This window comes from Rhodococcus sp. MH15 (assembly GCF_019266045.1).
Classification (GTDB): domain Bacteria; phylum Actinomycetota; class Actinomycetes; order Mycobacteriales; family Mycobacteriaceae; genus Rhodococcus_F; species Rhodococcus_F qingshengii.
This window is the reverse complement of record NZ_LPNP01000071.1, coordinates 209,540-224,193: the sequence shown is the minus strand read 5'-3', so window position 1 is coordinate 224,193 and position 14,654 is coordinate 209,540. Positions and strand designations below refer to the sequence as shown.

Sequence of the window (14,654 nt, the reverse complement as noted above, 5' to 3'; positions counted from 1 at the left end):
GGATCTTGCAGGGTGAAGGCAGAGGTATGCCCTTGAGAGGCGGTTACGCTCGTGTCATGCAGCAAGTCGCGACGAGGCGCCGGAGCCAGCCGCCGCCTGCGCGCTTCATGTTCGAGGCATTGATCGATCCGTACCGCCAGCCCGCCCGGCACTGGCTGGAACTTCTCGAGAGCGAGATCGCACCGGAGATCGTCAGGGCTGAAGAACCGGAGCTGGTGATCTGGTCGTCGATCTGGCCGGACCGACCCGACGCCGTCATCCGATTCGACATCGAGGCGGTCGGAAACAGTACGATGCTGCGTTGGACGCTTTTCTTGGACGATCCGATACCGCCCGAGGCAGAGGTTGTCAGAATGCGAAAGCGGCTCAACACCTTGATCAATGCGAATCTCAGGTTCAACTTCGGCCAATAAGTCGGATCACTGCCGCATTACTTGGTGTCGACTCGGCCGATCGGGTCGGCGTTGTCGCTGAATGCGGCCCGGGCCGCTGGCCAGCTGGTCTCATCGATGCGCAACGCGGTCCGAAGGTAGGCAGTACTCATCCGTTGGATGGCGGCGACCCGCTCTGGGTTCTCGTCAGTGGTCTCGGCGACTTCGTATCCGACGATTCCACCGAGTGCGTGCTCGGCACCGTAGAAGGAAAGGAGGTCGGTGGCTCCGGGGCTGTGCGTGTAGGCGTCGGTGAACCAGTCAGGTCCGCGGCTGGACATCTTGGACTGGTCGTGGTCGCCCGCGACGACGAGTGTCGGCGTCGTCAGTTCCTGGAACGAGGGGCGCATGAACGGGAAGTTCGCCTGCGCGAACGGATGCAGGTTCTCGCCGCCGAGACCGGTTGCCGCGAACAGGATTCCCGCGGTGACGCGACTGTCGGACATGTCCTGGCCGACCTGGCCGGCCTCGTCGAAGATCCTTGCTCCGAGGAGTGACTGAGCGGTTTGCCCGCCCCAGGAGTGACCAGTGGCGGCAACTCGACTGCGGTCGATGCGGCCGGCAAGCCCGGGCACGGCAAATTCGATGGTGTCGAGCTGATCAAGGATGCGTGTGAGATCCGCGATCCTCTCGGTCCAGATCGTCGGGAAAACCGGGTGGTCGAACCCGAAACCGTTCCGGCGCGAGTCCAGATGTGTCGGCTGGATCACCACGAATCCGTGGGATGCCCAGAATGCCGTGAGTGGCGAGTATCCATCGAGGTTCCAGCCGTTGCCGTGGGAGAACACCACAACGGGGAGGTTCGTGCCTGCTGCCGGAGCAGACACACGTACTTCCAGCGGGACAGGTCGATCGGGGGCGAACAACTCGACGGGGGCAACGGAGACGACCGGGGTGCCGGCGCCGATGATGCCGTTCAGAGTGTTGATCATTGATGAGGTCATGGCAAGTTCCTTGCTGAGGCTGCACCCTGCGATACTGTTTATCGGAGCGTCGCTCCGCAACATTACGGAGCGTTGTTCCGTAATGCAAACATATGTCGTGAGTCAGCGAGGAGTGCACATGGCTGATGCGCAGGACGAGCAGTCGCGCGTCGCGTCTCCCAAGCAAGTCGGTCGCCCACGTCGGAGCGAGCAGGCGCTGCTCGACGCGGCGGCAGCAGTGTTCGTAGAGTCCGGGGTCGACGCTCCGGTGCGGGAGATTGCGGCGAAGGCCGGCGTCGGCATGGGGACGATCTACCGCCACTTCCCGACGCGTCCCGAGTTGGTGGTCGCCGTATACCGACACCAAGTCGAGGCGTGTGCGGACGCGGGCCCACAGATGCTCGCGGAGAGTGCAACGCCCGAGGCGGCTTTGCGGGCATGGGTGGCTTTGTTCGTGGAGTTCCTGGTAACCAAGCATGGGCTCGCCGGTGCACTGCAAGGAGACAGCGCCGGGTCCGACGCTCTGCATACCTACTTCGTCGACCGCCTCGTCCCGGTATGTGACTCCCTCCTCGCGGCAGCGCTCGAGTCCGTTGGCACTGCTTCGCGGGTCGATGCGTACAACGTGCTCAAAGGCATCGGGAACCTTTGTATCGGTGCTGGGTCCGATGACCGGTACAAGGCCGAGGTCCTTGTACAGCTATTCATCTCGGGCGTACTCGCGCGGGAGGTTCGCTGACGCTCGGCAGTCAGATCAACTCCGGATTCTCGGCGTACACCTCCTCGAGGATCGACATGTCGAACAGTTGCTCCGCCGTAATCTCCAGCCCCGCTTTCGACAGTGCCGCGATGTTCTGTTCGATCAGTTGGGGTGTCATCGTGAACAACCCGTTGGCTTTGGTATCTGCCGACACCACCAGATCATTCTGTGCGGTGGCTTCCTTGATCTGTTCTTCGAGTTCCATGTTCTGGTCCTTGTTCTTCAGCTCAGGGCCCTGCCACCGTCAGCATCCCTCGAAACGAACTCCACTGCACACGGGGCCGATGACGAACAATTCTTGTTCCTTGGCAGAACACAGCACCGGGCACGGCTGCCCGGTGCTGTGTTGGAGGCGTACGTTCCAGAGTCGGCTACGGGAGGGTCGGAAGATAGCTCGGCGATTTCCGGATCTGGGCAGCGTGCTCGTACGCGTAGGCGAAACTGATCAGTTTTGCGTCGTCGAGGCGTGTACCGAGGAATGAAAGACCGAGAGGTAACTCTTCGCGCGCGTATCCGGAGGGGACGGTCACCATCGGGTAGCCGGCGAGCGCTGAAGTGCGGGTTGAACTGGCAAATTGTGGGCCTTCGCCCCCTCCTCGGTAGTCGATACCTGGGGCCGGCAGTTCGGTAGGCGTGACAATCGCATCCAGGTTGTTGTCGACAAGAGCGTCGTCGATTGCCGTTTGTGCGCGTCCGGTCGCGGCTTCACGGTGGGCGCGGTACGTGGGATCGGAGAGGTTGCCATCTGTCTGATCGGCCATTTCAAATAGCTCTTGCCCGAAACCCGTCAACTCTTCCTGGGCATTTTGGCGGTTGTATTCGATCAGGCCGGTCAGGTCTCCGGGGTGTTCGCCGGGAGTATTGGCGAGATATTGGTTGATGTCATGTTTGAACTCGGTGAGTACTGCGGGGAGCAAATGTTGTGAGACGACGTCGGCGTCGGTGGTGATGTTGACCTCGACAGCGGTGGCGCCGAGATCTTGTAGTTGTTCGACGGCGGCATCGAAGGTTCTGTCGACGTCAGGATCGATCCCGGCCCGGCCCTCGCGCCATATTCCGATACGTTTGCCGCTGAGCGAGTTTGGGTCGAGCATGTTCTGAAAATCTGCGGGTAGGGAACCGGCGACGTCAGCACTGTCCGGATCGGACGGATCGGACCCATATATCACCGACAATGCGAGTGCTGCATCTTCCACGGAGCGCCCCATCGGGCCGGGACTGTCATGTCGTGAGGTGATCGGCACAACTCCGGAACGGCTCACCAATCCGAGGGAAGGTTTGATGCCGACCGTTGAGGTGACACTTGCGGGGCACGCTATCGAACCGTCGGTGTCGGTCCCGATAGTGACGGCGGCCAAACTGGCCGCAGCAGCGACGGCCGACCCGCTCGAGGATCCACAGGGGCTGCGGTCGAGAACGTAAGGATTGTGTGTTTGGCCGCCAGTCGCACTCCAACCGGCGATCGCCATCGGCGATCGGAAGTTCGCCCATTCAGACATGTTCGTTTTTCCCAGGATTACAGCGCCTGCTTTACGCAGTTGATCGACGAGAAATGCGTCGTCGGATGGACGTGAGTTGAGTAGCGCAGTCGAACCTGCTGTGGTCGGTTGGTTGTCGGCAGTGTCCATATTGTCTTTGAGCAGAACTGGAATTCCGTCCAAAGGGCTGAGAGGACCGTGGTCTCGGCGCGACTGATCGCGGGATCGCGCGATATCGATTGCATCCGGATTCACCGTGACAACCGCACCAAGTTGTGGATCGAGAGTCTCGATTCGTTCCAGGTACGTCGCGGTGAGATCTTCGGACGTCAGGCGGCCTTCGTCGATTGCGTTTTGCAGATCGACGATTGCGGCGTCTTCCACATCGAATTCTTCGCGGTCTGACCGGGTGGCCGAGGCAGCCGTTGCTGGCGAGCTTGTTGTCTGAGTGGAATGGCATCCAGAGGTCAGACCTATTGCAGAAGAAACAATTACGGTGCTCAGTACGAGTATTCTGGCCGATCTCAGCATGAGTTCTCTCCTTGGGAATGCCTTACGTTGTTGTGAACTCAATTATGAAAACCACAGCCGTGGAATGGGATACAGCTGGACCCACCGTTCTTTGGTGTAGATGGGTATACCTCGATCATGCTTCGCCAGGTGAAACTCCGAGGCATTCCAGGCTATGTGGAGACCGGCGAAGGTGGACGAGGCGGCCACGCTCAGTTCAATCGCATTTGATCGAGACCGCCCTGCCCGTTTTCATGTCAAGCCACTCGCTTGGCGGTGCGGCCGCGGAATTCGAGCATCACTGCGCGACCGGTGTCGTCGGTGACGAAGCGGCCCAACGTCCGAGTGGTGTCGGCGCGAGCAGCGAAGTCACGGTCGTTGAGGAAGACGATCGGGATCGCCGGCGGCCAGACGATGTCCTCGTATTCACCGAGATCCTGCGCGCTACCCATCCGGACGCCGATTCCCTCGTCACCGGGGGCAACGGTCATCATCAGGTCTCCGGCCCGGTACTTACCCAAGACCGCGTCGACGGCAGCCGGTTCGGGCTCGACCACGTCGAGGGATGCCGGCGCGGCCAACTCAGCGAGATTGTCCATGCACCAGTCGACGATCTTCTCACCGATACCGCCACCGAGGGCGTTGGTCAGCACGGTGACGGCGAAGTTCTTCTCGGGCACTGTCATGAACTCGGAGACCTGGAGGTTGCTCACGTTTCCGCCATGCCGTACTACCTGCGTGGTTCCGTACCGAGTCAACAGCCATCCCAGGCCGACTTCCTCGAACATCATCGCGGCGGGACGCTGCGGCTTCTGCATCAACAACCGGGTGGACTCGTCGAGCGGCTGTCCTTCGCCGGGGTGTTCGCCAGACAGTGCGTAACGTGCCCAGACGAGTTGGTCTCGCACCGAGGACCACATTCCGCCGCAAGGGATCATGCCGCGGTCCAGTCCGGTTTCGTTGGACACGAACGGCACACCGTCGCGGATGTAGTGACCGAGTGCGAACCGGTGGGTCATCACGTCCCAGGGCAGGAAGGCCGAGTTCTTCATGTCGAGGGGGTCGAGCACGCGCTGCTTGACCAGCTCTTCGAAGGTCAGTCCGCTGATCTTGGCCACGACATGTCCGGCGAGAACGAATCCGGAGTTGCTGTAGGAGAAGACTTCTCCGACGGGGAATTCTTGTCGCAGTTCGTTCAGCCGTGAAACCGAGCGTCCCAGGGCGTCTTCGCCCCAGCCTGCCGAGAAGCCGGCGTCGCCGGTGAATCCGCCGGTGTGGGTGAGGAGATGACGCATCGTGACTGTGCGCGTGGCTGTTTCGTCGGCGAAGGTCAGGTCGGGGACGTACTCGACCAACGGGGTGTCGAGATCGAGTAGGCCGTCCTCGACGAGTGCCATCGCGGCTGTTGCGGCGAACACCTTTGTGGTGGAGCCGATCATGAACATCGTCTTGTCGGTGACCGGGAGTTGGGTTTCGACGCTCTCGATGCCACTGGTGACGACGATGTCCTTGTCGCCGTGAACGATGCCGACCGAGACGCCGGGGATGTTCGCCTCGACCCTCCACTGATCGACGAGCTTTTGAAGTTCATTTGTCATCGATTTTTATCCTCGCGTTTCCTGAAAGCGTGACGACGTGAATGTCGCCCGGTAATCGGATGAGATTCGGACTGGAATGTCGGGAACGCACGTTTGACGGGCACCAGCGACGGCTATTGGCCCGTCTGTCTGCTATTGCAGCAATTTACGCACGGTCTTTTCGTAATCTCATGCAGCGCAGCTATCTCAGTACTCGTACACCGGCGCCGACGAGGATGCCGCCAGCCGGTGCGTACAGGGATGTTGCGCCGTTGAAGTACATGTAGTTCGGTGAGACCGATATCGGCACTACGTCGAAGTCCGCAAAGAGCGCTTGCTCGGCGTCCTTCCAGACAGGACAGGATTGCTGCCCCGGCAGTACCGAGGCGGCGGCGGCGAGTTCGGCGTACTTGGGGTTGTCGATGCCTGCAAAGTTGGCCCCGGCCGGGGGCGTAGGGCCGGAAAAATATGGAAGGAATGTACTAGGCGCACTACTTTGAACGGCAAGTCCAATCGAGATGTCCCATGATGTGGGGTCCTTGGCGCCGTAGGTTTCCGAAATGACGAAGTTGTTGTCACCACCGCGTAGCTCGACGTGTGCACCTAGTGCCTCCCACCGATTCAACACGTATTCAGCGGCTGCCGAAGACGTGTCTCGAGAGTTGTTGAACACCACATCGAGTACCAGCGGGTTGCCGTCCTTCGCCAGGATTCCGCCGCCGCCAGACCGCCAACCAGCGTCGTTCAGTCTCTTTTTCGCTGCCTCTACGTCAAAGTTCGGCAGGACGCCGGTCACACTGTCGTAGTCACACGACCGCGGCTCGCTTACAGCCAATGCTGTTGCACGCGAGCCTTTGCCTCCAGTATTGATCGCCGTGTAGTCCTCGAGGTCAATCGCTTGAAGAAGTGCAGCTCGGACTTCTTTGTCTGAAGTCGGCAACGCTGCATTGTTGTTGAAAATGAACTGACCCGACAAACTCGTATAGTCCATCGAGTCGAGGCCGACTGATTCGACTCGGTCGCGATCGGGCCCACCTATTGCTGCTGCGTTCACGGATCCAGTGAGGACGAGATTGGCGGTGGTTGCGGGATCAGAGACAACCTTGATTGTGACTGACTTGGGCACTCCTAGGGTATCGGAGGTGGTTTCCCCGTTAGGTCCCCATTCGTATCCCTCACGCCGTTCGAGCATCACGTGATCATTGGCCACCACTTCGGTCACTTGGAACAGGCCGGTTCCATTGCTGCCGTTCCGGATGCTCGACGGATCGTCCAGCGCTGCCTTGCACACGAGTTTGAGTCCGCCGATCCGCTCGAGAAGAAATGGAGCGGGCTCTGCGGTCGTGACTGTTAGGACGTCACCGTCGGCCGTGGCCGCAGTCGATTCAGGCACGGATACGCCCAGCCACGGGGAACCATTCTTGGGATCTGCGATCCAATTGATGTTGTCGGCTGCGGTCTGCGCAGTGAACGGCGTCCCGTCCTGACAGGTGATGGACTTCTCGAGCGTGAAAGTCAGAGACGTTCCTGCGTCTGACCACGTTTCCGCGAGGTAGGGGCCAGTCGCACCTGTCTTCGCATCAGTAGCCAGTAATGAATCGTTTGTATAGGAGTTGATCGCCTGACCAGAGATCGAATTGGTGAGCAGGGGGTGAAGATTGCCGGGATCGGTGCTCACGACCGTTGTGAAACTGCCGTCCTTGGCGTAGTCGGTGGAGGATATGCCGTTGGGTAATGTGTTCCCGCATGAGGCAAGTGAGAGCAGGCCGAGCGTGACCAGAATGATGGTGGGCACTGAACGAACTTCCATCTGATTAACCTTTTGGGTTGAAGGATGCTTGTTCGTCAATGTTGCGGTATCAGTGTGGCTCCGGTCTCGTTTGATCTTCTCATTTTCAACAGCCAGATATGTTCGGACGTCACTTCCAACAATGGGTCGGATAGTTCACAATTGGCCGATTCAAATTCGGCCGTAGTGTCAGATCAACTCCGGATTCTCGGCGTACACCTCCTCGAGGATCGACATGTCGAACAGTTGCTCCGCCGTAATCTCCAGCCCCGCTTTCGACAGTGCCGCGATGTTCTGTTCGATCAGTTGGGGTGTCATCGTGAACAACCCGTTGGCTTTGGTATCTGCCGACACCACCAGATCATTCTGTGCGGTGGCTTCCTTGATCTGCTCTTCGAGTTCGAGGTTCTGGTCCTTGCCGTAGACCTCGACGGCAAGCCGTGCCGACTCTGCCGGATCGGCGACCGCATCCTTCCAACCCTGGATCTCGGCCTTCAGGAATGCCTTGAGTTTGTCCCTCTCGTTGTCGATGGTGGACTGGAGAACCGTGAACGATTCGGCGACCAACGGCAGGTTGTAGTCCGCGAAGAGGAAGTGGGCGTTGGGGAAACCTTTGGCGGCCAGTGTGATCGGCTCGTTGGTCACGTAGGAGACCCAGCCGTCCACCTCGCCGTTCGCCAAGGGGCTCGGATCGAACTGCGCGGGCACGATCGTCATCTGGCTTTCGGTCAGGCCGTTTGCTGCCAGGAGAGCTCCGAAGACGAGCTGATTGGAATCCTGGACGCCGATCTTCTTGCCGATCATGTCCTGCGGTGAGTTGATCGGTGCCGCAGCGGAACTGACAATCGCAAACGGATTCTTCTGGAACGTGGCCCCGACGATCTTCGCCTCCAGTCCGTCGAGTACGGCGGGGGCTGTGAGCTGCGGTGCGGACATTCCGATCCACACCTTGCCGGTGTCCAAGCCGGCTTCGACGCCGGTACCGGCTGCGCCACCTGCCACCAGGTCGACATTCCCGAACCCGGCATCCTTGTAGTACCCCTTGTCGAGAGCGAAGTACTCGCCGGCGAACTCGATGTTCTTGATCCAGGACAACTGCACTGCAACTGTTCCGAATTCGGAACCGTCGTCCGTGGTTCCGCCACTCGAACTGCTGGAGTCACTGCTACACGCGAGCAATGACGCACTACCGGCGACTGCGATGCCGGTCAGCGCGGAGTAGCGGAAGAAGGCCCTGCGGTCCAGCTGGCGGACGGGCTTGAATGGCGTCATGAATCGGAACACTAGGGCCAGTCGGTTTCGTTCAGTTTGCTTGGGAGAGAGAGTTTGTTGAGGTCGTGTTAACAGATGTCACGACTTGCCCGCCGAAGGACCGAAACGAGACAGAGCGATGCTTTCGAAGATCCCGACCACGGCGTAGAGGACGATCGACACCACGGTGATCACCACGATAGATGCCCACAATTCGTTGTACTGGTAGCGCGGAATGGCTTTGATCATGCTCGAACCCAAGCCTTGACCGCTACCGAGCCATTCGCCGATCAGTGCTCCGATCAAAGCGCCGGGCACTGACACCCTAGCGGCGGCGAACACCGCCGGAAGTGCGGACGGTACGGACACCATTCGCAATGCGGTCCAACGACTCCCGCCGTACGCAGCGATGAGGTCTTGTGCCTGAGCTGGAGCGGCGCGCAGACCGACCATGATCATGACCAGGGCCGGAAAGAACACCACTATCGCAACCATGACCGTCACACCCACGATTCCGCGGCCGAATATCAGGACGATGATCGGGGTCATCGCAACGAGAGGAACAGATCGTAGAAGCATTGCAACGGGCATGAAAGTCTGTTCGACAGTGCGGGAAACGACGAAGATCGATGCCACCACGAGCGCGGCAGTCATTCCGACGGCAAAGCCGACACCGGCGTCGCGCAGAGTGATGAACAGGTTGTCGATGATGCCCGAACGAGCGTCGGCGGATTTTGGGCCGGAGAACAGGTACTCCCAGACGTCGGCCGGCGTCTTTCCCACACGCGGGCCGACCTGGGGGAAGGCGTTGAGGAAGACCACCCAGATGACAAGCAACAGCGCCGAGGCGATGGCAATCGGGGCGAGGAATCTCAATGTTCCTCGTACCGCGGTCATTTCTGTGCTCCCGGAGCGCTGGTCCACGGCGTGACGAGCCGGGCGATCGCTGCGACTACGGCGTACCCCAGACCGGCGAGCAAGGCGGCGGCGATAGCCATTCCCCACGTTCGCGGGACGTTGTACGACGTCTGAGCGGCCGTTAGTGCGACGCCGATCCCGCTGTCCACCCCGCCGAGATACTCACCGAGAATTGCACCCAGTACGGCCGAAGGTGCAGCAATCTTGAGGGCAGCAAAGGTGCTCGGAAGTGCGCTCACAAGTTGAACTTTGGTGAACTTCTGCCAACGCCCACCGCCGTAGGCGGCGACGAGATCGAGGCTCGTCTTGTCGGCCGATCTCAGGCCGGCGAGTGTGCCGACCATCGTGGTGAAGAAGCAGTACATTGCGGCGAGAAAGATTGTGGGGGTCCGGCCGCCGAAGACGACCAGGATGATTGGGCCAAGCGCCAACAGCGGTGTGCAGTAGCTCAGGATCGCCAGTTGTGTGGCCAATCCCTCGATGGGCGGAATGAGAACGACAAGCACGGCAAGCGTGATCGCCAGCAGGTTTCCCCAGAGGAAGCCCTGCAGCGCACCGGAAGCCGTGACGGTGAAATTGGGTCCGTACAGCGACCAACCGTCGTCGAACATCGTCGAGACAACCACCCACGGCGTCGGAATCGTGCCTCCCGCAACACCGGCCGCCGCCAGAATCCACCAGAGAGTGATCAGTCCGCAGATGCCGACTGCACCACCGAACCACGTCGGACGCTTCAATCGGATCCGGCGCGGCACAGATGGCTGCGCCGCCGCGGTCGCGACGTTCTCGATATCGGTAATTGTCATGCGACGCCTGCTTTTCCGAAGAGCAGTCCGGAGAGGTAGTCGTGGATCTCGTGGAACTCGGGTGTACGCATCATCTCGGGTGTACGCGGGCGCGGCAGGTCGATCGGCACGACTTCGAGGACGCGTCCGGGCCGCGGCGTCATGACGGCAACGACGTCGGAGAGGAACACGGCTTCGGCGATTCCGTGAGTCACCATCAACGTGGTCGCCGGTTTCTCGGTCCAGATCCTGAGCAATTCGATGTTGAGCCGTTGACGGGTCATGTCGTCCAGCGCGCCGAAGGGTTCGTCGAGTAGGAGGACACTCGGCTTGACCACGAGCGATCGTGCGATCGACACACGCTGACGCATACCGCCGGACAATTGGGCGGGCTTGGCCTTCTCGAATCCTTCGAGGCCGACGAGAGCGATCAGGTCGGCTATCAGTCCGGGGTCGGGATCGATGCCGGCAACCTGAAGGGGCAGTTTGATGTTGGAGGCCACTGTTCGCCACGGCAGCAAAGCCGAATCCTGGAAGGCGATTCCGAGTTCGCGGCGCTTGCGTAACTCGGCGGGCGACTGCCCGTTGACAAGGGCCGTTCCCGACGTCGGATTATCGAGGCCCGCAAGGATGCGAAGAACGGTGGACTTCCCGCATCCGGACGGCCCGAGCAGAGACAGGAAAGAGCCTTCGCTGGTTTGAAGGGACACGTCGGTCAGCGCGGTCACCGACCGACGACCCATCTCGAAGGTCTTGCCGAGGCCGGAGATGTCGAGACCGGTTCCAGCGGGGCGAGGTGTGGTGACGGGACTGGTCATTCCCGCACAGTACGAACGTCCGGTTGCGGTCATGTTGCCTGCGCGTCACCGCTGCGTGAGGCTGGTTCGGCGTCTCCTGTCACAGCGCCGTGGTGAGATGGACGTCTGGACGGAGTGAGGGGAGCGAAGATTGCTGAAGTTGTACCGGGCCGAGCGTTCGGACACCTTGGTCTCGGCGTTGGCCACGCTCCTCCGTACCCCGCTGTCGGATCCATTCGCCCGGGAAACTGTTGCGGTGCCGGCCAAGGGCGTCGAGCGTTGGCTCAATCAGCGGCTGTCCTCCCAGCTAGGCACGTCCGGACCGTCAGCAGTGGACGGAATTTCTGCGAACATCGCGTTTCCTTCACCCGCGCGCCTGGTCGCGGAGTCCGTGGCCGCGGTCAGTGGAATCACGGCTGACGACGACCCATGGTCGCCGACGCGATTGGTGTGGACGGTTCTCGATGTGATCGACGAGTCCCTCGGCGAGCCCTGGTGCGGAGTCCTGGCGAAACATCTCGAAGGCCATCGTGAAGGTCGACGGTTTGCCTCCGCCACACATGTCACCGAACTCTTCCGCAGTTATGCCGCGCAACGCCCGCAGATGCTGATCGACTGGGCCGCCGGGCGGTTGACCGACGGACACGGATTGGCGCTGTCGGAGGATTTCGAATGGCAGGCACGTCTGTGGTGCATCGTCGCGGACAAGATCGACGTTCCGGGGCCCGCAGAGCGACTGGGGCAAGTGAGCCGCGCACTGGTCGAGGACCCGGCCTTGGTCGACCTACCGGAACGTCTGTCGGTCTTCGGGCCGACCCGGCTGCCGGTCGATCAGCGAATGATCTTGAGCGCACTCAGTGCGAATCGGGACGTGCACATCTGGCTCCCGCATCCCAGCCCCGCGCTGTGGACCAAGATGAGCTCGCGCATACCGCCTCGAAGTGAGAGCACGATCCGACGTTCGGAAGACGGGTCAGCGCTGATATCCGCCAATCCGTTGCTGTCGAGTCTTGCTCGCGACGTTCGTGAACTTCAGATCAGCCTCGGTGCCGCCGAGTTCGAGTCGGTGCATCTTCCCGAACCAGCCGGCCCGAAATCCCTCCTGGCGACGGTCAAGGCCGATGTCATCGCAGATCGTGCTCCCAGCGTTGCAGCGGAACCGGATGGGACAGTTCAGGTCCACGCTTGCCACGGGCCGGCACGGCAGGTCGAGGTGCTCCGCGAATGTCTGCTCCGATTGTTCGAGGACGACCCGACATTGCAGCCGCGCGACGTACTCGTGATGTGCCCGGACGTCGAAACGTACGCACCTTTGGTTCGTGCTGCATTCGGGCAAGGCGTCCATGGCCACCCGGGGCATCGCCTTCGAGTAAGGCTGGCAGACCGCGGATTACGTCAGACCAATCCTGTCCTGGCCGTTCTCGGCTCTCTCCTCGAATTGGCCGACGGCCGGGCCACAGCCAGTGAGGTTCTCGACCTGGCCGCGACCGAGCCTGTCCGCACACGTTTTTCGTGGGGCGACGACGAGTTGGAAAGACTGCGGGAATGGACGACGGAAGCGGGTGCTCGCTGGGGAATCGGTAGTCGGCAGCGTGCCACGTTCGGCCTCGACGCATTTCCGCAGAACACCTTCAACACCGCCATGGACCGAATCTTGTTGGGGGTCAGCGCGGACGAATCGGAAAATGCCTGGTTGGATCTCGCGCTACCACTCGATGACGTGGACGGCACAGACATCGACCTGACTGGACGTTTGGCAGAGTTCGTCGATCGCCTGGCCGTCTCGCTTCGCGATCTTGCCGGCCCACATTCACCGGCCGAATGGCTTCGTGTGCTGATGCGGGCCCTGGATCTGCTGACCGACACAGCGCCCGCAGATTCCTGGCAGAGCGCGGGGGCCCACCGCGAACTGGTAGCTGCTGTGGAATTCGGCGGAGAGACGGTGTTACGTCTGGCCGATGTTCGCGCGATGCTCTCGCGCAGCCTCGCGGGCAGACCGACGCGTGCCAACTTCCGAACCGGCGAACTGACGGTGTGCACGATGGTTCCGATGCGTTCGGTACCGCATCGCGTGGTCGTGCTGATCGGACTCGACGACGAGGTGTTCCCTCGAACCGGTGGAGTCGACGGCGACGACATCTTGTCCCGTGATCCCGTTGTGGGGGAGCGTGATCTGCGCAGTGAAGACCGGCAACTGCTTCTCGATGCCGTGATGTCTGCGGGCGAACATCTGATTCTGTTGTATACCGGTGCCGATCCGGTCACCGGTGTCGTCAGACCACCGGCGATCCCCCTCAGTGGCCTTCTCGACGTACTCAGTGCGACGGTGGGTCCGGAAGCGATCAACGGAGTGCTGACACGGCATCCGTTGCAATCGTTCGACAATCGAAACTTCGCGCCGAACAAGCCGTTCAGCTTCGACACGGCAGCGCTGGCCGGTGCGAGGGCTGCCTCCGGAACACCGGTCGAATTGCCGACAGTCTTGTCGGCCGAGCTACCCGAGGTGCATCCGAAGGAAGTGAACCTCGCCGACTTGGTGAACTTCCTGGTACATCCCGCGCGTGGTTTTCTGCGCCAACGCCTCGGCGTCCGGGTACCGGAACTCGACGACGACATCGCGGATTCGCTGGCAACCGAGCTCGATCCACTGTCCACCTGGGCTCTGGGTGACCGAATGCTTCTCTCGCGCTTGGCTGGACGCAGCTCGGCGGATTTCCGTGCAGCCGAGTGGCGCCGCGGTACTTTGCCGCCCTACAACCTGGGCGCCACGGTTCTGGGCAACGTCGAGTGGGTGGTAGACCAACTTGCCGGTCTTGCCTTGCCACACCTCGAGGGCGACTCCGAGGCCGTCGACGTCGACATCGACCTCGGTGACGGGCGTCGTCTCACCGGAACGGTAACCGGTGTGCACGGCAATTCAGTGGTGGGAGCGTCGTATTCCTCACTGGCGCCTAAACATCGGATGACGGCCTGGATAAACCTGCTCGCCTTGAAAGCGCACGGACGACCCGGTGCGCTCGATGCAGTCTCGATCGGACGGGGTCGGGGAAAGATCGCAGCGGCACGGTCGGTGCTCGATGCGCCAGGCAATGCGGTCGAGATCCTGCAGCAACTGGTGGACCTACGCGAGCGGGGGCTGCAGCGTCCGTTGCCGATGTGGGCCGCTACTTCAGCCGAATATGCGCGCCGACGCTTTGGTGGCGAGTCGGTCGACGATGCGACAAACGGTGCGGACACCCAGTGGACCGGGCAGTACGGCGAGATGATCGATCCAAGCAACGCTTACGTTTTCGGAGAAGCTCGAACACTGGCGGAGTTGGCTGCGGATCCGCCGTCGGACGACGAATTCGTCTGGGCCGAGGAACCGACTCGATTCGGAGTTCTCGCCCGACGACTGTGGGATCCGTTGCTGACCAACGAAAGAGCGGAGTAACC

Annotated in this window: 11 protein-coding genes and 1 pseudogene; 3 read left to right on the top strand and 9 right to left on the bottom strand. The window is 61.1% G+C overall.

The window, feature by feature from the left end; all coding sequences use genetic code 11:
- Positions 1-56 precede the first annotated feature (56 nt).
- Entirely contained in the window at positions 57-413 is a 357-nt protein-coding gene (locus ATN37_RS20065; RefSeq protein WP_054188055.1) for a hypothetical protein, read from the top strand.
- 17 nt (positions 414-430) lie between these two features.
- Here ATN37_RS20065 and ATN37_RS20060 read toward each other — a convergent pair whose 3' ends face one another.
- Positions 431-1,375 carry an alpha/beta fold hydrolase gene (locus ATN37_RS20060; protein ID WP_218695540.1) on the bottom strand — a complete coding sequence of 315 codons (945 nt, stop codon included), beginning with the start codon at positions 1,373-1,375 and terminating at the stop codon, positions 431-433.
- Positions 1,376-1,493: 118 nt separating this feature from the next.
- Between ATN37_RS20060 and ATN37_RS20055 the strand changes: the two genes are divergently transcribed.
- A complete protein-coding gene (locus ATN37_RS20055; protein ID WP_031332839.1) occupies positions 1,494-2,093 on the top strand; it encodes a TetR/AcrR family transcriptional regulator in 600 nt (199 codons plus the stop codon).
- A gap of 10 nt (positions 2,094-2,103) precedes the next feature.
- Here ATN37_RS20055 and ATN37_RS20050 read toward each other — a convergent pair.
- The 8 genes and pseudogenes from ATN37_RS20050 to ATN37_RS20015 form a co-directional block, all read right to left on the bottom strand.
- Positions 2,104-2,343 (bottom strand): annotated as a pseudogene (locus ATN37_RS20050) (ABC transporter substrate-binding protein); the annotation flags it as partial.
- A 142-nt stretch (positions 2,344-2,485) separates the two neighbouring features.
- Positions 2,486-4,123 (bottom strand): amidase, encoded by a 1,638-nt coding sequence (locus ATN37_RS20045; protein ID WP_218695539.1) that lies wholly within the window; start codon positions 4,121-4,123, stop codon positions 2,486-2,488.
- Between the two features lie 236 nt (positions 4,124-4,359).
- Entirely contained in the window at positions 4,360-5,700 is a 1,341-nt protein-coding gene (locus ATN37_RS20040) for a serine hydrolase (protein WP_256933402.1), read from the bottom strand.
- Positions 5,701-5,881: 181 nt separating this feature from the next.
- Complete coding sequence (locus ATN37_RS20035) at positions 5,882-7,489, bottom strand: ABC transporter substrate-binding protein (protein WP_218695538.1); 1,608 nt, start codon at positions 7,487-7,489, stop codon at positions 5,882-5,884.
- Positions 7,490-7,657: 168 nt separating this feature from the next.
- Positions 7,658-8,740, bottom strand: coding sequence for an ABC transporter substrate-binding protein (locus tag ATN37_RS20030; RefSeq protein ID WP_031332841.1), 1,083 nt, complete (start codon positions 8,738-8,740; stop codon positions 7,658-7,660).
- A gap of 78 nt (positions 8,741-8,818) precedes the next feature.
- Positions 8,819-9,616 carry an ABC transporter permease gene (locus ATN37_RS20025; protein WP_003945590.1) on the bottom strand — a complete coding sequence of 266 codons (798 nt, stop codon included), beginning with the start codon at positions 9,614-9,616 and terminating at the stop codon, positions 8,819-8,821.
- Positions 9,613-10,443, bottom strand: coding sequence for an ABC transporter permease (locus ATN37_RS20020; RefSeq protein ID WP_042449422.1), 831 nt, complete (start codon positions 10,441-10,443; stop codon positions 9,613-9,615). Before ATN37_RS20020 ends, ATN37_RS20025 begins: the two co-directional genes overlap by 4 nt.
- Positions 10,440-11,273: an ABC transporter ATP-binding protein gene (locus ATN37_RS20015; protein ID WP_063315026.1), complete on the bottom strand. Its 834-nt coding sequence runs from the start codon at positions 11,271-11,273 to the stop codon at positions 10,440-10,442. Before ATN37_RS20015 ends, ATN37_RS20020 begins: the two co-directional genes overlap by 4 nt.
- Before the next feature lie 97 nt (positions 11,274-11,370).
- Here ATN37_RS20015 and recC point away from each other — a divergent pair, with 97 nt between their 5' ends.
- Positions 11,371-14,652: an exodeoxyribonuclease V subunit gamma gene (recC, locus tag ATN37_RS20010; protein ID WP_218695537.1), complete on the top strand. Its 3,282-nt coding sequence runs from the start codon at positions 11,371-11,373 to the stop codon at positions 14,650-14,652.
- The last annotated feature ends 2 nt before the right edge of the window (positions 14,653-14,654 follow it).